The sequence below is a fragment of the Reyranella sp. CPCC 100927 genome (assembly GCF_007859315.1).
In the GTDB taxonomy this organism is placed as follows: domain Bacteria; phylum Pseudomonadota; class Alphaproteobacteria; order Reyranellales; family Reyranellaceae; genus Vineibacter.
On sequence record NZ_VOHA01000002.1, the window covers coordinates 1 to 23,921 of the forward strand.

28 protein-coding genes are annotated in these 23,921 nt (G+C 66.9%); 20 read left to right on the top strand and 8 right to left on the bottom strand.

Going from position 1 to position 23,921, the window contains the following annotated elements:
- The 4 genes from FQU96_RS42115 to FQU96_RS06095 all read left to right on the top strand — a co-directional run.
- The coding region (locus FQU96_RS42115) for a hypothetical protein (protein ID WP_178130336.1) at positions 1–834 on the top strand (834 nt) is incomplete at its 5' end.
- Between the two features lie 131 nt (positions 835–965).
- The gene (locus FQU96_RS06085; RefSeq protein ID WP_146539996.1) at positions 966–2,132 is read left to right on the top strand and encodes a phosphoserine transaminase; all 1,167 of its coding nucleotides are present in this window, start codon (positions 966–968) and stop codon (positions 2,130–2,132) included.
- A gap of 141 nt (positions 2,133–2,273) precedes the next feature.
- Positions 2,274–3,851 (top strand): phosphoglycerate dehydrogenase, encoded by a 1,578-nt coding sequence (gene serA, locus FQU96_RS06090; protein WP_146539997.1) that lies wholly within the window; start codon positions 2,274–2,276, stop codon positions 3,849–3,851.
- A gap of 78 nt (positions 3,852–3,929) precedes the next feature.
- Positions 3,930–4,577 carry a CoA pyrophosphatase gene (locus tag FQU96_RS06095; protein WP_146539998.1) on the top strand — a complete coding sequence of 216 codons (648 nt, stop codon included), beginning with the start codon at positions 3,930–3,932 and terminating at the stop codon, positions 4,575–4,577.
- A 107-nt stretch (positions 4,578–4,684) separates the two neighbouring features.
- On the opposite strand, the gene FQU96_RS06100 is transcribed toward FQU96_RS06095, so the two are convergent.
- A complete protein-coding gene (locus tag FQU96_RS06100) occupies positions 4,685–5,140 on the bottom strand; it encodes a MaoC family dehydratase (RefSeq protein ID WP_146539999.1) in 456 nt (151 codons plus the stop codon).
- 167 nt (positions 5,141–5,307) lie between these two features.
- Between FQU96_RS06100 and FQU96_RS06105 the strand changes: the two genes are divergently transcribed.
- The 4 genes from FQU96_RS06105 to FQU96_RS06120 all read left to right on the top strand — a co-directional run bounded on the left by FQU96_RS06105 (position 5,308) and on the right by FQU96_RS06120 (position 10,291).
- A complete protein-coding gene (locus FQU96_RS06105; protein ID WP_146540000.1) occupies positions 5,308–7,089 on the top strand; it encodes a PLP-dependent aminotransferase family protein in 1,782 nt (593 codons plus the stop codon).
- 124 nt (positions 7,090–7,213) lie between these two features.
- Complete coding sequence (locus tag FQU96_RS06110) at positions 7,214–7,609, top strand: GNAT family N-acetyltransferase (protein WP_146540001.1); 396 nt, start codon at positions 7,214–7,216, stop codon at positions 7,607–7,609.
- Positions 7,610–7,700: 91 nt separating this feature from the next.
- On the top strand, positions 7,701–9,341 hold the full coding sequence (locus FQU96_RS06115; RefSeq protein ID WP_146540002.1) for an amidohydrolase: 1,641 nt from the start codon (positions 7,701–7,703) through the stop codon (positions 9,339–9,341).
- An 8-nt stretch (positions 9,342–9,349) separates the two neighbouring features.
- On the top strand, positions 9,350–10,291 hold the full coding sequence (locus FQU96_RS06120) for a GTP-binding protein (protein WP_146540003.1): 942 nt from the start codon (positions 9,350–9,352) through the stop codon (positions 10,289–10,291).
- Between the two features lie 28 nt (positions 10,292–10,319).
- Here the strand turns inward: FQU96_RS06120 and FQU96_RS06125 are convergent, their stop codons facing one another.
- A complete protein-coding gene (locus FQU96_RS06125; protein ID WP_146540004.1) occupies positions 10,320–11,051 on the bottom strand; it encodes an SDR family NAD(P)-dependent oxidoreductase in 732 nt (243 codons plus the stop codon).
- A 160-nt stretch (positions 11,052–11,211) separates the two neighbouring features.
- Positions 11,212–12,000, bottom strand: a complete 789-nt coding sequence (locus FQU96_RS06130; RefSeq protein WP_146540005.1) for a crotonase/enoyl-CoA hydratase family protein — start codon at positions 11,998–12,000, stop codon at positions 11,212–11,214.
- 136 nt (positions 12,001–12,136) lie between these two features.
- On the opposite strand from FQU96_RS06130, the gene FQU96_RS06135 reads away from it, so the two are divergent.
- On the top strand, positions 12,137–12,622 hold the full coding sequence (locus tag FQU96_RS06135) for a helix-turn-helix domain-containing protein (protein ID WP_146540006.1): 486 nt from the start codon (positions 12,137–12,139) through the stop codon (positions 12,620–12,622).
- 68 nt (positions 12,623–12,690) lie between these two features.
- Positions 12,691–13,155 (top strand): nuclear transport factor 2 family protein, encoded by a 465-nt coding sequence (locus FQU96_RS06140; RefSeq protein ID WP_146540007.1) that lies wholly within the window; start codon positions 12,691–12,693, stop codon positions 13,153–13,155.
- Between the two features lie 141 nt (positions 13,156–13,296).
- Here the strand turns inward: FQU96_RS06140 and FQU96_RS06145 are convergent, their stop codons facing one another.
- From FQU96_RS06145 to FQU96_RS06155, 3 genes are read right to left on the bottom strand one after another with little or no spacing between them, the layout of a single operon-like run.
- The gene (locus FQU96_RS06145; RefSeq protein ID WP_146540008.1) at positions 13,297–14,199 is read right to left on the bottom strand and encodes a class I SAM-dependent methyltransferase; all 903 of its coding nucleotides are present in this window, start codon (positions 14,197–14,199) and stop codon (positions 13,297–13,299) included.
- Between the two features lie 16 nt (positions 14,200–14,215).
- Positions 14,216–14,710: a DUF6644 family protein gene (locus FQU96_RS06150; RefSeq protein WP_146540009.1), complete on the bottom strand. Its 495-nt coding sequence runs from the start codon at positions 14,708–14,710 to the stop codon at positions 14,216–14,218.
- Positions 14,711–14,755: 45 nt separating this feature from the next.
- Positions 14,756–15,100, bottom strand: coding sequence for a DUF6152 family protein (locus tag FQU96_RS06155; RefSeq protein ID WP_146540010.1), 345 nt, complete (start codon positions 15,098–15,100; stop codon positions 14,756–14,758).
- 140 nt (positions 15,101–15,240) lie between these two features.
- Here FQU96_RS06155 and FQU96_RS06160 point away from each other — a divergent pair, with 140 nt between their 5' ends.
- From FQU96_RS06160 to FQU96_RS06170, 3 genes are all read left to right on the top strand, one after another.
- Entirely contained in the window at positions 15,241–15,666 is a 426-nt protein-coding gene (locus FQU96_RS06160; protein ID WP_146540011.1) for an OsmC family protein, read from the top strand.
- Positions 15,667–15,683: 17 nt separating this feature from the next.
- Positions 15,684–16,553, top strand: a complete 870-nt coding sequence (gene folP / locus FQU96_RS06165; protein ID WP_146540012.1) for a dihydropteroate synthase — start codon at positions 15,684–15,686, stop codon at positions 16,551–16,553.
- A gap of 128 nt (positions 16,554–16,681) precedes the next feature.
- Positions 16,682–16,939, top strand: a complete 258-nt coding sequence (locus FQU96_RS06170; RefSeq protein ID WP_146540013.1) for a hypothetical protein — start codon at positions 16,682–16,684, stop codon at positions 16,937–16,939.
- A 21-nt stretch (positions 16,940–16,960) separates the two neighbouring features.
- On the opposite strand, the gene epmA is transcribed toward FQU96_RS06170, so the two are convergent.
- Positions 16,961–18,010: an EF-P lysine aminoacylase EpmA gene (epmA, locus tag FQU96_RS06175; protein WP_146540014.1), complete on the bottom strand. Its 1,050-nt coding sequence runs from the start codon at positions 18,008–18,010 to the stop codon at positions 16,961–16,963.
- Positions 18,011–18,105: 95 nt separating this feature from the next.
- On the opposite strand from epmA, the gene FQU96_RS06180 reads away from it, so the two are divergent.
- From FQU96_RS06180 to FQU96_RS06195, 4 genes are all read left to right on the top strand, one after another.
- Positions 18,106–18,513 (top strand): MmcQ/YjbR family DNA-binding protein, encoded by a 408-nt coding sequence (locus FQU96_RS06180; protein ID WP_178130337.1) that lies wholly within the window; start codon positions 18,106–18,108, stop codon positions 18,511–18,513.
- Positions 18,514–18,583: 70 nt separating this feature from the next.
- Positions 18,584–19,174, top strand: a complete 591-nt coding sequence (locus FQU96_RS06185; RefSeq protein ID WP_146540016.1) for a malonic semialdehyde reductase — start codon at positions 18,584–18,586, stop codon at positions 19,172–19,174.
- Positions 19,175–19,181: 7 nt separating this feature from the next.
- Positions 19,182–20,114 carry a CDF family Co(II)/Ni(II) efflux transporter DmeF gene (gene dmeF, locus FQU96_RS06190; RefSeq protein WP_146540017.1) on the top strand — a complete coding sequence of 311 codons (933 nt, stop codon included), beginning with the start codon at positions 19,182–19,184 and terminating at the stop codon, positions 20,112–20,114.
- 17 nt (positions 20,115–20,131) lie between these two features.
- Entirely contained in the window at positions 20,132–20,965 is an 834-nt protein-coding gene (locus tag FQU96_RS06195; protein WP_146540018.1) for a dioxygenase, read from the top strand.
- 23 nt (positions 20,966–20,988) lie between these two features.
- Here the strand turns inward: FQU96_RS06195 and FQU96_RS06200 are convergent, their stop codons facing one another.
- Complete coding sequence (locus FQU96_RS06200) at positions 20,989–21,330, bottom strand: hypothetical protein (RefSeq protein WP_146540019.1); 342 nt, start codon at positions 21,328–21,330, stop codon at positions 20,989–20,991.
- A gap of 233 nt (positions 21,331–21,563) precedes the next feature.
- Here FQU96_RS06200 and efp point away from each other — a divergent pair, with 233 nt between their 5' ends.
- From efp to FQU96_RS06220, 3 genes are all read left to right on the top strand, one after another.
- Positions 21,564–22,133, top strand: coding sequence for an elongation factor P (gene efp / locus FQU96_RS06205; RefSeq protein WP_146540020.1), 570 nt, complete (start codon positions 21,564–21,566; stop codon positions 22,131–22,133).
- A 266-nt stretch (positions 22,134–22,399) separates the two neighbouring features.
- On the top strand, positions 22,400–23,185 hold the full coding sequence (locus FQU96_RS06210) for an inositol monophosphatase family protein (RefSeq protein WP_146540636.1): 786 nt from the start codon (positions 22,400–22,402) through the stop codon (positions 23,183–23,185).
- A gap of 59 nt (positions 23,186–23,244) precedes the next feature.
- Complete coding sequence (locus tag FQU96_RS06220; protein WP_178130338.1) at positions 23,245–23,835, top strand: OmpA family protein; 591 nt, start codon at positions 23,245–23,247, stop codon at positions 23,833–23,835.
- Positions 23,836–23,921: the final 86 nt, after the last annotated feature.

Sequence of the window (23,921 nt, forward strand, 5' to 3'; positions counted from 1 at the left end):
CCACCGCCGGCCGTCGCCGCGGCGCCACCAGCGCCAGCGCCAGCGCCAGCGCGCGCGGTGATGCGCCCGGCGCCCGAGGTCTACGATCTTCTCCTGCAGGCCCGGCTGCTCGCGGCCAAGGGCGAGCGCCCGGCGCTGCTGGAGGCCCGCGCCCTGCTGCTGCGTGCGGTGGCCCGGGAGCCGAACTACGTGCCGCTGCAGATGGCGCTGGCCGATACCTACCGAGCTGCGTACGAGCGGCGCTGGCAGGCAACCGACGGCGCCGTGGAAGGCCTTGAAGCGGCTTTGCGCAGCATCGACACGGCCTTGTCGCTGGCAGCCGACTCGCCCATGGGACTGGCGATGCGCAGCCTCGTGCTGGCACATATGGGTCGCCATGATGAAGCCCAAGCGACCGCCCAGCGCGCCATCGCGGCCAAGGACGCCGACGCCGCCGTGCTGGATCGCGCGGCGAACACCCTGGTGCTGGTCGGCGATTCCTCGGCAGCACTCGACGTGCTGGCCCGCGCGCGTACGCTCGATCCGGTGCCGTCCCCGTCAACGTTGTCTGTCTGGGCACGCGCCCTTTTTCTGCTGGGGCACGACGCCGATGCGGCAAAAAGCGCGGATGCCTGCCTCACGCGGGCACCGGCCGAACGCGACTGCCTGGAAATAGCCGCCGCGGCGGCAGCACGCCTCGACAAGCGCGATGCCGCGCGAGCGGCGCTGGCAAAGCTGACGGCGCTCGATCCCGGCTTCGGGCCGGAGACGCCGCGCACGCGCTTCGCCACGTCCTATCGCAACAGCCGCGATCTCGAGGCGATCGTCGAGGCATTGCGGAAAGCAGCGACGTAAAAACAGGCAGTTGCGACAACCGTGACAATTGGTAATGCCATTTGACTTGACGGCAACGAAGGCGGGCCTTAACCAGCGAGCGGGCCACGCCCCCCCACCGGGGCGCTTCTCTTCTGGAAGGGAGAGGCTGCATGAAGCCGAACGCTCGCCCGAATTGTCCTGATTTTTCTTCGGGCCCCTGCGCTAAGCGACCCGGATGGTCGCCCGAAGCGCTCAAAGATGCGGCAACCGGCCGCTCCCACCGCTCCAAGCTTGGCAAGAAGAAGCTGGCTGAGGTCATCGACCGGACCCGTGCCGTGCTGGGCATCCCGGCCGACTACCGCATCGGCATCGTGCCCGCGTCGGACACCGGCGCCGTCGAGATGACCTTGTGGTCGGTGCTGGGCGCGCGCGGCGTCGACGTGCTGACCTGGGAAAGCTTCGGCGAAGGCTGGGCCAACGACGTCATCAAGCAGCTCAAGCTCACCGACGCGCGCACCTTGAACGCGCCCTACGGCCAGCTGCCCGATCTGCAGCTCGTGGACTGGGGCCGCGACGTGGTGTTCACCTGGAACGGCACGACATCGGGCGTGCGCGTGCCGCATGCCGACTGGATCCGCGACGACCGCGAGGGACTGGCGATCTGCGATGCCACCTCGGCGGCGTTCGCCATGGATCTGCCGTGGACCAAGCTCGATGTCGTGACGTGGAGCTGGCAGAAAGTGATGGGCGGCGAAGGGGCGCACGGCATGCTGGTGCTCTCGCCGCGCGCCGTGGCACGGCTGACCTCCTACACGCCGCCCTGGCCGCTGCCGAAGCTCTTTCGCATGACCTCCGGCGGCAAGCTGTCGGAAGGCATCTTCAAGGGCGAGACCATCAACACGCCCTCGATGCTGGCGGTCGAGGACGCGCTCGACGGTCTGCGGTGGGGTGAAGAGGTCGGCGGCCTTCAGGGGCTGATCGCGCGCTCCACCGCCAACCTCACCGTGATCGAGAAGTTCGTGGCCGAGCGGCCATGGATCGACTTCCTGGCGGCAACGCCGTCGCTGCGCTCCAACACCTCGGTGTGCCTCAACATCGTGGCGCCGTGGTTCGTCCAGCTCGATGCCAAGCAGCAGGCGGCGGCGGCCAAGAAAATGGCCGACCTCCTGGAGGCCGAAAAGGCCGGCTACGACCTCGGGTCGTACCGCGACGCCCCGCCGGGCCTGCGCATCTGGTGCGGCGCCACCGTCGAGGCGGCCGACCTTCAGGCGCTCTTGCCATGGCTCGACTGGGCCTATGCCGAGATCGAGCGCGAGTTCGGCGCCAAGGCTGCGTAGTAACCCGAAGTAGGCCACAGCGTCACAGGGACTGCGGAGAAGACGGTTACGCGTTTTGCGCGTCGCGTTTCTCCGTGCCTGCGTGCCGCGCTGCCTTCGCTTTCCTCCTCGCGATTGAATTCCGACTCAGAGAGTCATCCCATGCCCAAGGTACTTATTTCCGACGAGCTGTCCCCGCGCGCTGTCGAGATCTTCAAGGAACGCGGTGTCGACGTCGACGTGAAGGTCGGCCTGAAACCCGACCAGCTGCGCGCCATCGTCGGGGACTATGACGGTCTTGCCATCCGCTCGGCCACCAAGGTGACCGCCGAGGTGCTGGCCGTCGCCAACAAGCTGAAGGTCGTCGGCCGCGCCGGTATCGGCGTCGACAACGTCGACATCAAGGCCGCCACGGCGCGTGGCGTGGTGGTGATGAACACGCCGTTCGGCAACGCCATCACCACGGCCGAGCACGCGATCGCGCTGATGTTCGCGGTAGCGCGCCAGGTGCCCGCCGCCGATGCCTCGACGCAGGCCGGCAAGTGGGAAAAGAACCGCTTCATGGGCGCCGAGCTGTCGTTCAAGACGCTGGGCCTGATCGGCTGCGGCAACATCGGCGGCATCGTCGCCGAACGCGCCATCGGGCTGAAGATGCGGGTGGCGGCCTACGATCCGTTCCTGTCGGAAGAGCGTGCCAAGGCGCTGGGCGTCGACAAGGTAACGCTCGATGAGCTGATCGCGCGTGCCGACTTCATCTCGATCCACACGCCGCTGACCGACCAGACCAAGAATATCCTGAGCCGCGAGCGGCTGATGAAGACGCGCAAGGGCGTGCGCATCGTCAATTGCGCCCGCGGCGGGCTGGTCGACGAGCTGGCGGTACGCGACCTGCTGATCTCGGGCCACATCGCCGGCGCCGCCTTCGACGTCTTCGCCGAAGAGCCGGCCAAGCAGAATGTGCTGTTCGGCGCCCCCAACCTGGTGTGCACGCCGCACCTGGGCGCCAGCACGCTGGAAGCGCAGGAGAACGTGGCGCTGCAAGTCGCCGAGCAGATGAGCGACTACCTGATGACCGGCGCGGTGGTGAACTCGCTCAACATGCCCAACGTCTCGGCCGAAGACGCACCGCGGCTGGCGCCCTACCTCAAGCTCGCCGAGAATCTCGGCTCGTTCGCCGGCCAGCTCACCGAGAGCGGCATCAAGGCGGTCAGCATCGAATACGAGGGCGCCGTGGCGGCGCTGAACGTGAAGCCGCTGACCCAGGCGGCGATCACGGGCCTGCTGCGCCCGCAGCTCGAGAACGTGAACATGGTGAACGCGCCGATCGTGGCGCGCGAGCGCGGTGTCGACGTGGCCGAGGTCAAGCACGACCGCGACAGCGACTACCAGACCCAGATCACCATCACCGTGACCACCGAGCGGCGCACGCGCTCGGTGTCGGGCACCTTGTTCGGCGGCAAGCACTCCCGGCTGGTCAACATCAAGGGCATCGAGATCGAGGCCGAGTTCGCCGCGCGCATGCTCTACATCACCAACGACGACAAGCCCGGCTTCATCGGCCGCCTGGGCGCGCTGCTGGGCGATGCTGGTGTAAACATCGCCACCTTCCATCTCGGCCGCGACAAGCCCGGCGGCGAAGCCATCGCGCTGGTCGCGGTCGACCAGAAGCTGGATGCGACGCTGGTCGAACGCATCGGCCAGCTCGATGGCGTGACGCAGGCCAAGGCGCTGGCGTTCTAGACGGCGCGCGCGGCCAACAGACGAGGGTTGCGGGGCAGGCTATCGACAGGCGCTGCCCCGCTCGCCATCCTGCCGACAATGCGCTTTGACGACGATCTGAAAGAAACCATCCGTGGCCGCCTGGCCACCTTCGACATCTGCTGCCGTACCGAAGGGCACGGGCTGAAGCGCGCGGCCGTGGCGATCACGGTCGTGGCGCGCGACGAGAACGATGCCTACGGCAAGCCGGGCGATGCCGCCTTTCTGCTCACGCGCCGTGCCTCCAAGCTGCGCGCGCATGCCGGCCAGCTGGCATTGCCCGGCGGTCGCATCGATGCCGGCGAAACGCCGCAGCAAGCCGCGTTGCGCGAGTTGGAGGAAGAGGTCGGGCTGTCGCTCGACGCCAGCAACGTGCTGGGCACGCTGGACGACTACCCGACCCGCTCAGGCTATCTGATTGCGCCCGTGGTGGTGTGGTCGCCGCGGGCGGCCGCCGTGTCGCCCAACCCGGACGAGGTGGAGCACCTCTACCGCATCCCGCTCAGCGAGTTGCGGCGTCCGGAGTCACCGGAGATCTTCAGTATCCCCGAGAGCGACCGGCCGGTGATCCGCCTGCCGACGCCGATGGTAAACGGTCATATCAACGCCCCGACCGCCGCCCTGCTCTACCAGTTCCGCGAAGTGGCGCTGGAAGGCCGGGCCACCCGCGTCGAGCACTTCGACCAGCCGGTCTGGGCCTGGCGCTAATTTTTCGGACCGCGCGCGTCCACGCGCGCATCGGCGCATCAGCGCCGACGATGTCGCTCTACGCTTCGCTTCGAGCGAATGCGCGCGTGGACGCGCGCGGTCCAAAATCAAGCCGGCCGTTTCCGCAGAATCACGCGGGCGTTCATCGTCATCACGACCTCGCCACGCTGATTGAGCGTCGTGTGGCGTAATAGCACCGAGCCGCGATCGGGCTTCGACGTCGACGGCCGCAAGTCACGCAACTCGGTCACGACACGCAGCGTGTCGCCCGGACGTACCGGGCGCAGGAAGCGCGTCTCGTCGAGACCGGGCGAGCCGATGGTGCAGTCGATGAAGATCCGGTCGGCCAGCCACAGCCGCAGGGTAGCGCTCATCGTGTGCAGGCCCGAGGCGATGAGGCCGCCGAAATTTCCCTTGTTGCGCGCGTACTCGGCGTCGACGTGGAACGGCTGCGGATCCCACTGCAGGGCGAAGTCGAGAATGGCGCTCTCGGTGATGGTGAGACCGCCGCTCTCGAAACGCTCGCCGTCGCGGAAATCCTCGAAATAACGCGCACTGCTCATCGTTACCCCTGCCATTGGGACAATTTCATTGTCATGGAATCGCACAGAGAAATTGTCACCGTCACAATTGTCTTGTAGCAATTGTCCTACTATTGCGGACCGGCCGATCGGATTGTCATGGTGACATTGCCACGGGCAGCCATTCCGCGCCAAGGACCTGACCCGCGATGACTCCCGCCCGCAAGAAGCGTCCCGCCTGGCGGCCGACCATCGATCCCGGTGCGTCGACACCGCTCTATATCGCCATTGCCAACCAGCTGGCCGCCGATGTCGCGTCGGGCAAGCTTGAGCCCTATGCGCGCCTGCCGACGCACCGCGACCTTGCCTGGACCCTGGGCTGCACCATCGGCACGATCACCCGTGCCTACGCCGAAGCCGAGCGGCGCGGGCTGGTGCACGGCGAGGTCGGCCGCGGCACGTATGTGCGCCCGCCGGCGATCCCCTATGCCGATCCCGTCGTGGCGCGCTCGGCGGTCAACCCGACCGGCGATCCGCGCGCGGTCATGGACGCAGCACCCTCGCGCCTGATCGATCTGGCGATGAACTGGCCGGCCGAGGTCGGCGAGGACGAGATGCTGCGCCGGACACTGATCGACATCGCCAAGATGAAGGACATCGGCTCGGTGCTGGAATTCAGCGGTCGTGCCGGCCTGGAGCGGCATCGCGCCGCCGGCGCGCGCCTGCTGGCGCGGCGCCAGCACCTCCAGCCGCGCGGCAAGACCGCCACCGCGACACCGATCGACCCGGCGCATGTGCTGATCTCGGCCGGCACGCAGCATGCGCTGATGGTCACCCTGGCGGCGCTCACCGCGCCCGGCGACGCCGTGCTGGTGGAAGACCTTACCTATCCCGGCGTCGTGTCGCTGGCGCGCCTGATGCGCCTGCGCCTGAAGTCGGTCGCCTGCGATTCCGACGGCCCGTTGCCTGGTGCTTTCGAAGCGGCCTGCCGAGTCGGCGACGCACGTGCCTTTTACATGACTCCGGTTCAGCACAACCCGACCGGCCGTACCATCAGCGAAGGACGCCGTCGTGAGCTGGCGCGTATCGCCGAGACGCACGAATTGCCGATCATCGAGGATGACGTCTACGGCTTCTTCCCGGCTGACGCGCCGCCGCCGATCGCCGCCTTCGCGCCCGACCATGTCATCCACCTGGCCGGCCTCAGCAAGATCGGCGCGCCCGGCCTGCGCATCGGCTTTCTGCATGCCCCGCCGCGTCTGGCGGCTCGGCTGGCGGCCGCCATGGCAGCCGCGTCGTGGACCGCCGCGCCGATTGCCGCCGAAGTGGCGACGCGCTGGATCGACGAAGGCGTGCTCGACGAGATCCTGCGGCGCAAACGCGAGGAGGCACGCCGGCGCTTCGACATCGCAGCACCGATCTTCCGTGAGGCCGGCATCCCGGTGCGCGCCACGGCCGAGCCGGCACCATCCTCGACGGCCACGCTGGCGGCATCGGCCCGGGCGGCACGTCCCAATGTGCGCGTCGTGGCCAGCAATGAACCCGCCGCCACCACCGAGTCGCGCCGGCGTCTGGCCGAGGCCAGCGCCAGTCACCTGGCGGCCATGCGTGGCGGCCCGACGCTGGCGCCCCCGCCGGCAACCGCCCCGCCAAAAGACACCGGCTGGCGCGAACCGGCCCATCGCCCTACCACGACCGGTGCGCGTGAGCCGGTACCGCAGAAGGCCGAGTTCATCCTGCCGCCCGATTGTTTCCACGGCTGGTTGAAGCTGCCCGATCCGTGGCGTGCCCGCGATTTTGCCTCGGAAGCCGAGGCGCAGGGCGTGCGGCTGACTCCGGCCGACGCCTTCGTGGGTGGCCGCACCGACGCCCCCAGTGCCGTGCGGCTGTGCCTGGGCAATGCCAAGACCCATGCCGACCTCAAGCGTGCATTGCACATCGTGGCGCAGCTGCTGGTTGCACCGCTCGCAGCCGCCCGCGAGGTGGTGTGAGGATTTGCACGAACTGTCATTTCGAGCGTAGCGAGGAATCTTTTTGGGGAACGGCACACGGTGCGCCCTTCCGACAAGATCCGTCGCTGTGCTCGGGATGACGGACATAGAGGACCGCTGCTCCATGATCACGTATGAAGTCAACAAGCCGCTCGATGCTGCCGACGTCGCGCGTGTGTTCGATGCCTCCACCATCCGCCGCCCGACCGGAGACCTCGTGCGCATCGCCAAGATGCTGGCGCACGGCAATCTCACGATCTCGGCGTGGGACGGCGACAAGCTGGTCGGCATCTCGCGTGCGCTCACCGACTTCGCGTACTGCTGCTATCTGTCCGACCTTGCCGTCGACAAGGCCTACCAGCGTCACGGCATCGGCAAGGAAATGATCACCATCACCCGGCGCGAGTTGGGCGATCAGGTGGCGCTGATCCTGCTCTCGGCGCCGGAGGCGATGGACTACTACCCCAAGGTCGGCTTCGAGAAGATCGCCAACGGCTATATCGTCAAACGAACACGCTGACGCCCAGGCGCCGATATCCGTTGTTGCCTTCTCGAGCCACGATGGCCAACGTCGGCCGGTGAACCGCCCACCGCCGCCGTGAGGAGCCGTCATGTCGTCGACCGTCATCTACCCGGCACGCCGCATCATCACGATGAACGCGCACGAGCCGTTTGCTACGCACGTAGCGGTGCGCGATGGGCGGGTGCTGGGTGTCGGCAGCCTCGCCGAGCTCGAGGGTTGGGGTCCCTACGACCTGGACCGGCGGTTCGAATCGCTGGTGCTGATGCCGGGCTTCGTCGAGGGCCACAGCCATGCCTTCGAAGGCGGCGTGTGGAACTTTCCCTATGTCGGCTTCTTCGATCGTCGCAGCCCCGATGGCGCCATCTCGAAAGGATTGACCAGCATCGAGGCGGTCGTGGCACGGCTGCGCGAGATTGAGCGCGGCATGACGACGACCGACGGACCGCTGCTCGCCTGGGGCTTCGATCCGATCTATTTCGGCGGCCGGCGCATGAACCGCGCCGATCTCGACAAGGTATCGGTCGAACGACCGGTACTGGTCATCCACTCCAACTTCCACGTGCTCAACGTCAATTCGCCGGTGCTGGCCAAGGCCGGCATCGACCACGCCACCAATGTCCACGGCATCGTCAAGGACGACGCCGGCCAGCCGACCGGCGAACTGCAGGAGATCGCGGCCAAGTACATGGCCTACCGTGCCAGCGGCATCAACCTCGCCGCCGCGCTGTCGGACGAAGCGGCGGTATGGCGCTTTGCGCGTGTCGCCCAGCTGGCCGGCGTGACGACCGCCACCGACCTGCACAACGAGCTGCCCGACTCGACCGTCACCGGCTACCTGCAGGCCAGCGCGCGCGAGGACTTCCCGATCCGCCTGCTGCCGGCATTCGGTGCGATCGCCCTGCCGGTCGAGGAAGGCGTGGCCAAGCTGCAGGCACTGGTGCAGCGCAACAACGAGCGGCTGCGCTTCGGCCTGGTGAAGATCATCACCGACGGCTCGATTCAGGGCCTGTCGGCGCGCATGCGCTGGCCCGGCTACTACAACGGCCTACCCAACGGCGTGTGGAACACCGGCCCGGAAGAGATCGACCGCCTGCTGCAGGCCTATCACGATGCCGGTTTCCAGGTGCACATCCACACCAACGGCGACGAGGCGTCGGAAGTGGCGCTCGACGCGATCGAGCGGGCGCTGGTACGCACCCCGCGCCGCGATCACCGGCATACCCTGCAGCATTGCCAGATGGCCGATGCCGCCCAGTTCCGGCGCATGGCAGCGCTGGGAGCCTGCGTGAACCTGTTCGCCAACCACCTCTTCTACTGGGGCGACATCCATTACGCGCAGACGCTGGGCCCGGAGCGCGCCAATCGCATGGACGCGTGCGGCACCGCGTTGCGCGCCGGTGTTCCCTTTGCCATCCATTGCGACGCGCCGGTTACGCCGATCGGTCCGCTGTTCACCGCATGGTGTGCCGTCAATCGCCTGACGGCGTCGGGTCGCACGCTGGGCGAAGCGGAAAAGATCAGCGTCGCCGATGCGCTGCGCGCCGTCACCCTGGGCGCGGCCTATACGCTCAAGCTCGATCACGAGATCGGCAGCATCGAGGTCGGCAAGCGCGCCGACTTCGCCGTGCTGCATGACGATCCGCTCGAGGCCGCACCCGAGGCGCTCAAAGACGTCCGCGTCTGGGGCACCGTTCTGGGCGGCCGCGTGTTCGAAGCGCCGGCGGGATAGGAACGCCCGTGCGGCGTCTGCCCTTCACGGTGATCGGCGGCTTCCTGGGCGCCGGCAAGACGACGTTGCTCAACCGCCTGCTGCGCGCCACGGGCGATCGGCGTTTTGCAGTGCTGGTCAACGATTTCGGCGCCGTCGATATCGACAGCCGCCTGGTGGTGGCACATGGCGGCGAGACGATCAGCCTGGCCAACGGCTGCATCTGCTGCAGCATCGGCGACAGCCTGGTGATGGCGCTGGTGCGGGTGCTGGAGAAGGCCGACGCCGTCGACCACGTCGTCGTCGAGGCGAGCGGCGTCGCCGATCCGGCGCGCATCGCCGAGCTGGCGATGATCGAGCCGATGCTGGAGCGCGACGGCGTGGTGGTGCTGGCCGACGCCAGCAGCGTGCGGGATCGCGCGTCGGATCGCTATGTTGGCGACACGGTTCAGCGGCAGCTCGACGGTGCCGACCTGCTCATCCTGAACAAGGCGGACCTCATCACGGCGACGCAACTGGCGGACGTCACGGCCTGGCTGCAAAGCCGTGTCGCAGGTGCCCGCATCGTGCCGGCGGCTCACGCCGAAGTGCCGGTTGAGGCCCTGTTCGGACTCGCGCCTGCCGATGCGACGGTCGCCCGCGCGCCGGTCGAAACGGCACAGACACCGCCTTTCCGTCGATGGTCGCTGGTGACGAATAGCCCCGTCGATCGCGCAGCCCTGCTGGAAACACTCGGCGCGCTGCCCGTGAGCGTGCTGCGCGCCAAAGGCATTGTGCGTTTCGCGGACGCACCCCAGGCGCGCAGTGTCGTGCACATGGTGGGGCGGCGTATCGACGTGCGCAGCGACGGGCCGTGGGGGATCGCCGCGCTGCGCTCGGATCTTGTCCTGCTCGGCACACCGGACATGCCCGATGACGCCGAACTGGACCGACTGTTCGCGGCAGCACTGATGCCGCCTCAGGTTCGGTAGCGCCACACCCCCAGCGCAATCCGGATGGTCAGAACGTCTCGGCCCACGGCCGCAGGTCGATCTCCAGGGTCCAGGCACTACGGTGCTGGTTGTGCAGCTGCCAATACGTGTCGGCGATGGCCTCGTAGCTCAGCAGCCCGTCGGGACCGCGCTCGTCGGCCAGCTGGGGGGCGCGGCCCAACAGGCGGGCGCCGCCGATACCGCCATCGACCACGACGTGCGCGATATGAATGCCCTTGGGACCCAGTTCGCGCGCCATGCTCTGCGATACCGCGCGCAGGCCGGCTTTTGCCGCGGCAAAGGCTGCGAAGCCCGCGCGGCCGCGCAACGAGCCCGAGGCGCCGGTGAAGAAGATCGAGCCGGCGCCGCGTGGCACCATGCGACGCGCCGCCTCGCGGCCGATCAGGAATCCGCCCAGGCAGTGTTCGCGCCACAGCTGTTCGAAATCAGCGCGCTGCAGGTCCACGAAGCTATCACGCCGGTTGTTGCCGGCGTTGTGGATGGCGATCTGCAGAGTGCCATTGGCGTCCGCCGCCGCGACGAAGCGAGTGGCATCCGCCTCCACCGCCGCGTCGCCGACCAGCGCCTCGGCACTGCCGCCGGCGGCGCGGATCTCCGCTGCCACGGCATCGACCTTGGCCTGGGTCCGGCCGACGATCACGACGTGAAAGCCTTCCCGGGCGAAGCGCCGGGCCGTGGCGGCGCCCACGCCTTCCCGGGCGCCAACGCCGACAATGAGCGCCGTATTCTTCTCGGCCATGCGATTGCTCCTGTAACGAATTTTTCCTGAGTGTGATTGGGGACTGTCATCCCGAGCACAGCGAGGGATCTTTCGACGCAGACGCACCCGCGCGTCACTGGCAGAAGATCCCTCGCTGCGCTCGGGATGACGGCAGTATCAGTGCCGCGTGATTCCCGGATTAACGACCCTGGAAGACCGCGGCGCGGCGCTCGATGAACGAGCGGATGCCCTCCTTGGCATCCTCGGTGCCCATCACGCGCTCGCGGATGGCTGGCAGCATGGCGATGGATGCCGCCTCGCCGACTTCGATGTATTTCAGCGCCGCCTCCTTGGTGACCTGAATGCCCAACGGCGCGTTGGCGGCGATCAGCCGCGCGATCGCCAGAGCCCGCTCGACTTGCTGGCCAAACGGCACGACCTCCTGGACCAGGCCGATCTGCAGCGCACGCGCGGCGGTGAATTCATCGCACAGCATCAGGTGATACATCGCATTGCCCCAGCCGGTGCGGCTGAGAAACCGGAAATGCGCGCCGCCCAACGGCGCGATGCCGCGTTTGGATTCCATCTGGCAGAAGCGCGCGTTGTCGGCGGCCACGACGATGTCGCCAGCCAGCATCAGCTCGATTCCGATGGTGTAGGTGATGCCCTGCACCGCCGTAACCACCGGCTTGCGGCAACGCCGACGCAGGCCGAACGGATCGACATTCCCCTCCGGCACGCCTTTCCAGTTCGCCGTCGGCCCGAAGAATTTCGGCATGTCCAGGCCGGCCGTGAAATGCTCGCCCTCGGCACCGATCACCGCGACCCAGAACTGATCATCGGAATCGTAGCGGGTCAGGGCATCAGAGAGCTGGTTCATCATCTCCGGCGAGAACGCATTGCGCTTGGCCGCGTTGTCGATGGTGATACGAAAGATGCGGCCGTCGGCCTGGGTGCGGACCTCGCCGGCCCGGGTTTGTTCGGTCATGGCTCGCGGCGCTCCTCATTGGGCAGGCATGATCGTCGGCAGGACTTGAACGTTCTATAAAAGAACGTACTATCAGTGCGTTCCAAAAAGGAACCTGTCAACGCCAATCGTTTTGCGCGGCAGTGGAGGAAATTTCATGCGATGGCATGAGCTCGATCGCGAGACCTGCTCGGTGGCACGCACCGTATCGGTGATCGGCGACCGCTGGACGCTGCTGGTGCTGCGCGACTGCTTCATGCGCGTGCGCCGCTTCGAAGCGTTCCAGGCGCGCCTGGGCATCACGCGCCATGTGCTGGCCGACCGGCTGCGCACGTTGGTAAAGGCCGGCGTGCTGCGTAAGGTCGCCTACCAACAGCGGCCGCGGCGCTACGAATACCGCCTGACCGACGCCGGGCTCGACCTCTATCCGGTGATGATGGCCATCGTGCACTGGGGCGACGTGCATCGTGCCGGCCGGCGCGGCCGCCCGCTGGTGCACGAGCACAAGACCTGCGGCAACCAGTTCGATCCCGTCACCGTCTGCTCGGCCTGCGGTGAGCCGATCGATCCACGCGAAGTGCATGCACATGCCGGCCCCGGCGCGCCGCCCGAACGGCGCGTGCGTGAGCGTGCCACGGCGTAAGCGCCTGCCTTGCGCTCGCCCGTGGTGCCGCTAGGATCGCGGGCCATCGAGCAGCACAAGGCACGGCGATGAAATTGCGCAGCGACCCCCCGCCCGACGACATCGAGGCGATGCGGCACTGGTTCAAGAGCCTGGAGGACTGCGTCAACGCGGTCGACTTCGCGGCCGGCCGGCCGCTGTTTGCCGAGGACATAATCGCCTTCGGCACCTTCACCGACTTCGTGGCCGAGCGCGACGACGTCGAGCGCCAGCAGTGGCGCAACGTATGGCCGACCATCCGGCGCTTCCATTGGCGGCTGGCCGACGTGAAGGGCATCGTCGCCAGCGACCGCTTGAGCGGCACCGGGCTTGCGATCTGGGACTCCGATGGCTTCCACGAAGACGGCACCCGCTTCGACCGCCGCGGCCGCGCCACGGTCGCCTTCGCGCGCCAGGCAGTGGGCGATCCCTGGGTGGCGGTGCACACCCACATGTCGCTGTTCCGCGGCACACCCGCGGTATCGCACGGCAAGTTCAGTGGCCCAGCGGGCTGAACCCCTTCCCTCCCCCAACGCAGTTGGGGGAGGTGGCCGAAGGCCGGAGGGGGAGCGCACGTGGTCTCAGTTACCAAGACCACGTCGGGTCCCCTCCGCCCACCGACGTTTCGGGGCACCTCCCCACTGCGTGGGGAGAGGTTAATTCCGCCGTGCCATGACGAAGCGCATCAGGGTTACAGTGTTGTTCTCGAAGGCGTAGGTGCAGCGCCGCAGGTATTTCTCGTAGTGATCGAAGATCTTCTCGCCGCCGTGGTTGGCGATGATCTCCGCCTTGTGCGCGCGCAGGCGCCTGAGCCACTCGCGCAGGGTCAGCGCATAATCCTCGGCGCGGCTCTCGGCATAGATCACGTCGAAGAACGGATTGGCGGCCTCGAATACCTCGTTCGGCCACGGCAGGTCCGAATCGGGAAACACGTAGGTCGGCACCGCCTTGGCGGCATAGGCGCGATCGACATAGCCCCAGCAGATGCTCTGCAGCGACAGCGCGCCACCCGTGCGCAGCCAGCCGCGGCAGCGCTCGAAGAAATTGCGATAGACCCCCTGCCGATGCGCCGCGTCGTAGCCGGGACGCACGAAATGCTCAAAGGCGCCGACGCTGACGATGCCGTCGACCGTGCCTTCGGGCGCAAACACCTCGTAGCTCTCGCGCCGGACCTCGAAGCCCGGCCAGCACTGGGCTTCCACATAGGCTGCCTGGTCGGCGCTCAAGGTCAGGCCGATGGCCCGCTCGACGCCGCGATCGAGCCCGCGCTTGAGCATCGCACCCCAGCCGCAGCCGACATCGAGCAAGGTCCTGCACTCCCCGACCCGCACAGCGTCGAGATGGAAGTCGAGCTTGGTCCGTTGTGCTTCCTCGAGCGAGCGCACCGGCATCGGGCCGCGATCGAGCGGTCCCCGCCAGCGCGCGGCGCTGTAGATCAGCAGCGGATCCAGCCATAGCCGATAGAAATCGGTGCCAACGTCGTAGTGAAAAGAGATCGCCTCCGCCGAGGCGCCGGCATAACCACCCTGAGGCACCATCAAGGTGCTATCGGCATTCATTCGTCAGTCACTTCCCCTAGAAATACGCAATCAACCGGCCTGATGCGGCCGTACAGAACCAGATCGCGATCGAGACCACCGCCTGCAGCCGGCCCATCGACGGCGTTTCGCTATCCCAGTAGCGCAGACGGTGCCGCCATAGAAGCCGGAATGTGACAGCGTTGGCGAGGCCCAGTACCAGCAGCACCATCTTGATCAGGAAGACATTGTTGGTAACCAAGGCACCGGCGTCGGCGATGAACAGAACCGAGCCGCTGACGATGGATAGTACCAACCCGATGACGGCGAAGGGCGTCAGCAGGCGTGACAGGTCCGATACCGCGATCGTGCGGCTGATTCCCAGCAGGCGCAGGTCGAGCGCCACGATCGGGCCGACCAGCAGGACCAGGCCCAGCAGGTGCGTCAGGTTGGCCAGCGGATAGATCCAGGTGGAATCACGCACGATCAAGGCCCACGCCGACGCCTCGAGTGCCGCTGCCCACGCCGGTGCCAGGGGATGCCCGTGCTCCATGGCCTGGGCGCGTCAGATGAAAACAACCATGGGATTGTGCCGGCCCTAGCGCAGTTCGACGGTCTTGCCGTCGACGGTGACGCGCTCCGCTCGCATTTCGGTCGGCGTATTGCGGCTGGGATAGCCGACAACGGTCGCCGTTTTGCCGACCGCGATGGCCTCCCGAGGCAAGCCGCGCGATTCCATGCGTGACGGCGGCGCCAGGACGATCAGCCAGCGCTTGCCGGACTCCTCCATCACCAGTTCGCCATGCGGATTCTGGTAGCGCATTTCCAGAATCGGGGCAGTCACGGTCAGGACGGTATTCGCATCGTAGCTGCTCCAGCCATGGTGCGCGAGCGCTGCCGCGGGGAGCGCGGCGATGGCCGCGGCGATGACGATCTGGCGCATGCTGCTCCTCCTCGCCGGAATCGACGGACACATCAGGAGTTTAATCGCACGCCCGCTCAACGCAAGAAACCCCACCGAAATGTGACACCGGGCGTGACTTTCGGTAGGGTCCGCGCCCAGCCATCCTCCAGGAGTATCGCATGACCGTCACCGCCCGCATTGCCTGGGTCGACAACGCACTTTTCGTCGGCGAATCCGGCTCCGGCCATACGGTGACCATGGACGGCGCACCCGATGTGGGCGGGCGCAATCTCGGCGCGCGGCCGATGGAGATGGTGTTGATCGGGATGGGCGGCTGCACCGCCATCGACGTTGTGTCGATGCTGAAGAAGCAGCGGCAGGATGTTCGTGACGTGGCCATCGAACTGGTCGCCGAGCGCGCCGACGACCACCCCAAGGTCTTCACCCAAGTGAAGGTGGTCTATCGCGTGCGCGGCAAAGGTCTCAACCGTGCCCTGGTCGAGCGCGCCGTGTCGTTAAGCGACGAGAAATACTGCTCGGCGACCGCCATGGTACGCCAGTCGGCCACCGTGACGCACGAGGTCATCCTGGAAGAGGTCACCTGACCGCCGAGGCCGTCCGCATGCCGACCCCGCCCCCCGCGCTGCCGGCTTTCGCCGGCCTTGTCCCGCCGGCTGACGGCCGGCCCTGGGTGATGGGGATCGTCAACGTGACGCCCGACTCGTTCTCCGACCCGGGCGTGCACTTCGATAGCGGGCGCGCGATTGCGGCCGGCCTGCGTATGCGTGACGCGGGCGCCGACCTCATCGACGTCGGCGGCGAGTCGACACGGCCGGGCGCCGCCGACCTGTCGATCACCGATGAGGTGGCGCGCATCGTGCCGGTCGTGCGCGCGCTGACCGACGCGGGTGCCGTGGTGTCCATCGACACCCGTCATACCGACGTTATGCGCGTGGCCCTGGATGCGGGTGCGCGAATCGTCAACGACGTATCGGCGCTGCGCGATGATCCGCAAGCCCTGCCCCTGATCGCGGCGCGCGGCTGCCCGGTGATCCTGATGTACCGGCGCGGCAGCGCGGCCACCGGCTACGCCGACGCCTCCGCCGGCGAGACACTTGCAGCGGCCGCCCGGTTCCTCGCCGAGCGCCGGGACATCTGCGTCGCGGCCGGCGTGCAGCGCAGCAACATCGCGATCGACCCTGGCGTCGGTTTTGTCGGCGGCGCGCCCGCCGACAACCTGGCACTGATCGCCGGCGTCGCGACACTGGCCGCGTTGGGACAGCCCGTCGTCATCGGTGCGTCACGCAAGCGCTTCGTCGGCACCATCAGCGACGAGCCGATCGCGGGGCAGCGCCTGGGCGGATCGGTGGCCCTGGCCCTGGCGGCGGCGGCCCGCGGCGCGGCCATCGTGCGCGTACACGACGTGCGCGAGACCGTGCAGGCACTCAAGGCCCAGGCCGCCCTGGCCGCGTTCGAGCGAGGTTCGAAATGAAATACGAGGACTAGGCGGCAACAGCACAGAAAGGCGCGGAGTCGTTCGAGAAAGGCGATCACGCCCAGGCGCTGGGCCTGTTCGAGAGCCTGGCCGCCTCGGACATCAGCCCGATCGACAGGGCGCGCATGCTGAACAACGTCGCGGTCATTCTCGAGAAGATGGGGCGCTCTGCCGATGCGCTGCGCGCCTACGACCGCGCCATCGCGCTCGAATGGACCTACAGCCGCTGCGAGAGCGTCGAACGCAAGGCCATCTACCTCGCCGACAAGGGCGACGCCGCCGGCGCGATCGCTCTCTACGAAGGCTTGTTGCTGAAACCGTACGCCACCGAAGACGAGAAGTACCGCTTTCAAACCCGCATCAGCGAATTGCAGAAGCGATAGTTCAGCCGTTGGACCTTCGCATTACGGCTGTGCCACGGGCAGCCACAGCACATCGTCGATACGGTCGGCGCCCGTGGCGAGCATCACAAGCCGGTCGAATCCCAGGGCGATGCCAGCGCAGGGCGGCAGGCCATGCGCCAGCGCCGCCAGGAAATCCTCGTCGATCGGGTAGGCATTGCCGTAGAGCGCGCGGCGCGTTGCCATGTCGGCCTCGAACCGCCGGCGCTGGACCGCGGCATCGGTCAGTTCGCCGAATGCATTGGCAAATTCGACACCGCAGACATAGAGCTCGAAGCGCTCGGCCAGGCGTGGGTCATCCGGCTTGGGCCGTGACAATGCCGCCATCGACACCGGATAATCGTAGAGGATCGTCGGACGGCCGAAACCGAGGTGCGGTTCGATGCGCTCGAAGATGACGCGGAAGAAGATGTCCTCCCAGGTATCGCTCGCGCGCGGCCGGATGCCCGCGCTTGCCGCGCTGGTGGCCAGGGCGTGCGCATCCGGCGCCTGAGGATCGGGGGTGGTCGCCAGCAGATCGATGCCGGCGTAACGGCCGAACGCGTCAGCTACCGAGAGCCGTTCGAACGGCTGGGCCGGATCGCTGACGGCGCCGCGCCACACGAACCGTGTCGCGCCAATGGATGCCAACGCTGTCCGCAACAACGCTTCGCAATCCTCCATCAGATCTTCGTAGCCCGCTTCGGCGCGATACCATTCCAGCATGGTGAACTCGGGATGGTGCAGATCGGAACGCTCGCCGTTGCGCCATACCCGTGCGAACTGGAACAGCCGCGGCACGCCGCCGGCCAACAGCTTCTTCATCGCGAACTCGGGCGACGTGTGGAGATAGAGCGGTGCGTGCGTGCCGTCAGGCGCCTCTATGTCGGTGGCGAACGCCTTGAGATGCACCTCCATGCCCGGTGATCGCTGCAGCGCCGGCGTTTCGACCTCGAGGAAGTGCTGGCTGTCGAACCAGCCTCTGAGCGCGCGCAGGATGCGGCCGCGGTTGGCCAGCAGCGGCAGGCGTTGGCCCAGGCGATCGGGCCGCCAGGAAGGCGTGGCATCGGTCATGTCGACATATTGCAGGCTTCGGCCGCCGAAATCGACAACGGCCCCGCGTGTCGGCCATGATCCGATTTCGTGTCCCTGAAGGAACTGCCACTCGCATGACCCCTGCCGCGATCGACCGCTTCTGCCGCTCCCTGCGTGGCGCTACCCGCGTCGTCCAATGGGAAGGCGTGATCGTCTTCAAGGTGGGCGGCAAGATGTTCGCCATGCTGCCGCGCGACGACGACGGCAGCGGTCGGGAACTGTGGTTCAAAGCCGACGATGCGTACTACGACACCATGAAGAATGCGCCGGGTTTCCGCCCCTGCCCGTACCTGGCGCGCGCCCACTGGGTGGCGGTGGCGCAGCCGGCGCGACTGCCGGTTGATCAGATCAGGGCCTATATCCGTCGCGCTCATGCGGTTATTGCGGCCCGCCTGCCCCGCAAAACGCAGCTTGCCCTGGGCTTCGAACCGCCACCGCGCCAGGTCCGGCGCCCACCTCGAGGCTTTGATCGCATGAGGTGAACACGCTTTCCTTCGGCCGAGAACGCGGTCATCAATCGCCTTCATTGTCCCTCATGTACACGAGCGTTCCATGCTTGATGACAAGGCTCTCGATACGATCCTGCGCAACGCACGTTCGCAGAACGGCTGGCTCGACAAGCCGGTCAGCGACGCCCAGCTGCGCGCCATCTATGACGTGATGAAATGGGGCCCGACGTCGGCCAACAGCTCGCCGGCGCGCATCGTCTGGGTCCGCACCCCCGAGGGCAAAGAGAAGCTGAGGCCGGCACTCTCGAGCGGCAACACCGCCAAGAGCATGACGGCGCCCGCCGTCGCCATCGTGGCCTACGACACACAGTTCTACGAACTGCTGCCGGCGCTGTTCCCGCACAACCCGGATGCCGTCAACTGGTTCAAGGGCCCCAGCCAGCAGGCGGTCGCAGCCAGCACGGCGTTTCGCAACGGCACTCTGCAAGGCGCCTACCTGATCGTCGCCGCCCGCGCACTGGGCCTGGACTGCGGTCCGATGAGCGGCTTCGATAGTGCCAAGGTCGACGCAGCCTTCTTTCCGGACGGCCGCTTCAAGACCAATTTCCTGTGCGGCATCGGCTACGGCGATCCGTCGAAGGTATTCGACCGCAGCCCGCGCCTGAACTTCGACGAGGCCTGCACCCTGGCGTGAGGACGTCATGCATCATCACTCTCTCGATACCTGGCGCCACGAACACGTGTTCCTCGGCGCCAGACACGACGAACAGGAGCGGCGCACCTGGCTGGTCGTCGGCCTTACCGCGGGCATGATGGTGGCGGAGATCGCCGGCGGCATCGTCTTCGGTTCGATGGCCCTGCTCGCCGATGGCTGGCACATGTCGACGCACGCCGGCGCGCTGGCCATCGCGGCGCTGGCCTACCGCTACGCCCGCACCCATGCGCGTGATCCGCGTTTCGCCTTCGGCACCGGCAAGCTGGGTGACCTCGCGGGTTTTACCAGCGCGATCGTGCTGGCGTTCATTGCGGCCATGATCGGCTATGAGTCCGTCGCGCGCCTGCTCGATCCGGTGGCGATCCGCTTCGACGAGGCGATCGCCATCGCCGCTGTCGGCCTGGCGGTCAACCTGGTGAGCGCCTGGTTGCTGGGGCACCATGGCGAGCACGGCCACGATCACGGCGACCATGATCATACCCATCACCATGACCACCACGATCACAATGCCCGGGCTGCCTACTGGCACGTGCTCGCCGATGCGCTCACCTCGGTCCTGGCGATCGTCGGGTTGCTGGCCGGCCGTTTCTACGGCTGGACCTGGCTCGACCCGGTGATGGGCATCGTCGGTGGACTGGTCATCATGCACTGGTCATGGCGGTTGATGCGCGATGCCGGCGCGGTCCTGCTCGACGCAGCGCCCGATTCCCGCCTGGAAACGGCAATCCGGGACCAGATCGAGATTGGCAGCGATCGGATCACAGACCTGCATGTCTGGCGTATCGGGCCCGGACATCATGCGGCAATCATCTCGATCGTCGCCGACATGCCGGCCGCGGTGACGGCGTACAAGGCACGCCTGGGCGGGATCTCCGGGCTTTCCCATGTTACGGTCGAGGTTCATCGCTGCGGCGCATAAGAGATCGGGAGGAAGCCATGCGGCATTTCACGGAGCATTCGATCACCGATGCGGCGCTGGCGCGCATTGCATCCGATTGCGATCCGCGCCTGCGCGAGATCATGACGTCGTTCATCCGGCACCTGCACGACTTCGTGCGCGAAACCCGCGTGACGCCCGAGGAATGGTTCAAGGGCATCCAGTTCCTGACCGAGTGCGGCACGTTCTGCGACGACAAGCGCCAGGAGTTCATCCTGCTGTCCGACACGCTGGGCGTATCGATGCTGGTCGATGCCATCGCCAACCCGGGCGGGCCCGACATCACCGAATCGACCGTGCTGGGCCCCTTCTTTCGCGAGAACCCGCCCAGCGTGCCCAACGGCGGCGACCTCGCCCCCGGCATCGCGGGCCGTCGGGTCGATGTCGACTGTCGCGTCACGTCGGAGGACGGCACGCCTATCGCGGGCGCCCAGATCGACTGCTGGCAGGCCTCGCCCGAGGGCGTCTACGACTCACAGATGGGCGACGGCGAGGCGCACAATCTGCGCGGTCGCCTGACGTCGGAACGCGATGGCCGGTTCTGGTTCCATACCACGCTGCCCTCGAGCTACCCGATCCCTCATGATGGGCCGGTGGGTGGCCTGCTGCGCGCCATGGGCCGCCATCCCATGCGGCCGGGACATCTGCACTTCTGGGTACAGGCACCCGGCCACCGGCAGGTGATCACGCATCTGTTCGTCAACGGCGATACGTATCTCGACAGCGACGTCGTGTTCGGCGTCAAGGATTCGCTGATCGTCGATTTCGGCGGCCAGGAAGGCCCGCGCCATACGGTGCGCTACGATTTCCGGCTCAAGAAAGGGGCGGCATAGAGGGCTCGCGCACGCCGCCCGGCTCAATCGACGGTATGCCAGACGCCGCCGCAGGTGCCGTTCTCCCCCCGGGTCCAGCGGCCGCCCACGCGGTGATGACCGGACAGGGACAGTGCCCGCTCGCCATCGGTCAACAGCACCAGCATGCCGTTGGGTGCCTCGACGCCTTCGTACTGCACGCCGTCGTGCTCGAAATAGATGACGCCGCCCTCGGCAACCGGCACATCGAGCCGGGCGCCGGCGCAGCCCGGCGAGACGCCCGTGCCGACGTCCAGCTGCAGGGTCCAGGTATGGGGTGCCGGCTCTGCCGCCTCCCATGGGCTGGTGGCGCCGAACAGCACGAGGGCCAGGATGTGCTCCAGCATGACGGGATTCCCTGCATACTGCGGACGTTTTTTGAGCAATTCCTCCGTTTGCCGGTCGCAGTCACCGGCATTCTGATAGGATACGGTGCGCAATCGGGCGAAACTGCGGCGCGTCCCGTATGACGCACCCCTGGCCGGTTGCCTCGATAGGGCCCCTCTGATAGGTTCCGCCCGCTTTTCGGGGGCGGGGGACCGCCCCCGGACCGTTTTCACTCCTCTCCAGTACCGGCCCCATGAAGGTTCCAATCAACTCGATCCGCGTCGGCAACGTCATCGACTACAACGGCCGCCTGTACGCCGCGATCAAGGTCGAGCACATCACGCCCGGCAAGGGCGGCGCCTTCGTCGCGCTGGAAGCCCGCGCGCTCAAGGAAGGCAACAAGCTGCAGGAGCGCTTCCGCAGCGGCGAGACCGTTGAGTTGGTCCGCATCGACGATCACGACTGCCAGTTCCTGTATAAGGACGGTGACGGCTTTCACTTCATGAACAAGGAAAGCTACGAGCAGTTCGCGATGCAGGAGGAACAGATCGGCGCCCAGCGTGCCCAGTTCCTGCAGGACGGCATGGAGGTGACAGTCTCGATGCACGAAACCACGCCCGTGGGCATCGAGATCCCCAAGTCCGTGACGCTGAAGATCGTCGAAGCCGACGCGGTGGTGAAGGGCCAGACGGCATCGTCTTCGTACAAGCCGGCAGTGCTGGAGAACGGCGTGCGAGTCATGGTGCCACCGCACATTGCCGCCGGCACGCGCATCGTGGTCAACACCGAGAGCGGCGACTACGTCGAGCGCGCCAAGGACTGATCAGGAGTCGGGCGTCGTGACGGCTGGATCTTTGCCGTTTCGACATCCTCAAGATCCCTCGCTTCGCTCGGGATGACAGATCCCGGGTAACAGCACTGCGGCGCCAGGACCCCATGCCACAACCCCCTTCCCATCGATCTGGCGGCCCGCACGGCGGATCGCGTTCCTCAGACCGTCCGGTGGCGCGCGTCGGGCGCGGCTTGCTGGGCGGCCGCGAGCGCTCGGCACCGCCGTCGCGGCGCGCCGACACGCCGAAATCGCCGACCATGACGATCATGATCCGGGCCGCATTCGCCGCTGCCCGCAGTCTGAAGCGTGATTTCGGCGAGGTCGAGCACCTGCAGTTTACCGAGAAGGGACCGGGCGACTTCGTTAGCAATGCCGATATCTACGCCCAGAAAGTGATCCGCGAGCACCTGCTGCGGGCGCGCCCTGATTACGGCTTTCTCGGCGAAGAAGGGCAACCGGCCGAAGGCAACGGCACCCATTGCTGGATCGTCGATCCGCTGGACGGCACCACCAACTTCATGCACGGCCTGCCGCACTTCGCGATCTCGATCGCGCTGGAGCAGCAAGGCGACATCGTGGCCGGCCTGGTGCTCAATCCGGCGACCGACGAGTTGTTCTGGGCCGAAAAAGGTGCCGGTGCCTTCCTGGAAACCCCCAGCATGGTGCGTTCGCGGCGCCTGCGCGTCGCCGGCCGCAAGACCCTGCTCAATGCGCTGGTGGCCACTGGCATACCGCATCCCTCCAAGGCAAAGCACGACGAGTTCCTGCGCACCTTGCGGCCAATGATGACGGCGGTTGCCGGCGTCCGGCGCTTCGGTGCGGCGGCACTCGATCTCGCCTTTGTCGCCGCCGCCCGTGTCGATGGCTTCTGGGAATTCGACCTCTCGCCATGGGATGTGGCGGCCGGCATCCTGCTGGTGAAGGAAGCTGGCGGCATGGTGAGCGACATCGCCGGCGAACCCTACCGCCTGGGCGGTGCCTCGATCCTGGCGACCAATTTCGAGCTGCACGCGCCGCTGGCGAAAGTCCTCAAGGAAGCCTGAGGACGCCTCAAAATCGACTCGATCGGCTCGAATAACAGGGGCCGTCCATGATGACAGCCATGCTTCGAGCCAGTTGGATGTCCTGGCGGTTGATTGCAACCGCCGGCGTTTTTGCCGTCGGCCTGTCCTCGTGCCCGACCCAGGCCAGGGATCCTTCCGCCGGCCGGATGGACGTGGCGCAACGGCCGACCCGGCCCGGCGAGGTACCGCCGCCGGCACCGCCACCGCCAGCTACGCAGCCGCGGACAGGCGTGGTCGAGCCTCCGCAGCCGACGCCGCCGGAGACACCCAAACCACCGCCGCCAGCCGCCGCACCCCCTGCCGCGTCAACGCCGGTGGCGGCACCGCCGCGGGTCATCTTCGAAAAAGGTGCGGCACTGCTCAGCAATGAGGCACGTACCGTGCTCGATGGCGTCGCTGCCACCCTGCAGGCCGATGCCGCCACGCGTGTGCTTCTCAAGGCCTACAGCAGCACCGGCAGCAGCATCAGCGAGATCCGCCGCCTGTCCCTGAAGCGTGGCGTGACGGTCCGTGATTACCTTGTCGCAAAAGGCATTCAGTCGACACGCATTGACCTGCAGCCGCTCGGCATCAAGCCGCTGGAGGGCCCTCAGGATTATGTCGAGGCCGTCCTGGACCGGAAGCGGTAGGTCACGCATCACGTTCCTTCGGACGATATGTGATCGCCGTGGGTGGCCCATCTATTTGCTGGGCATCGAATTAAGATGACAAAACG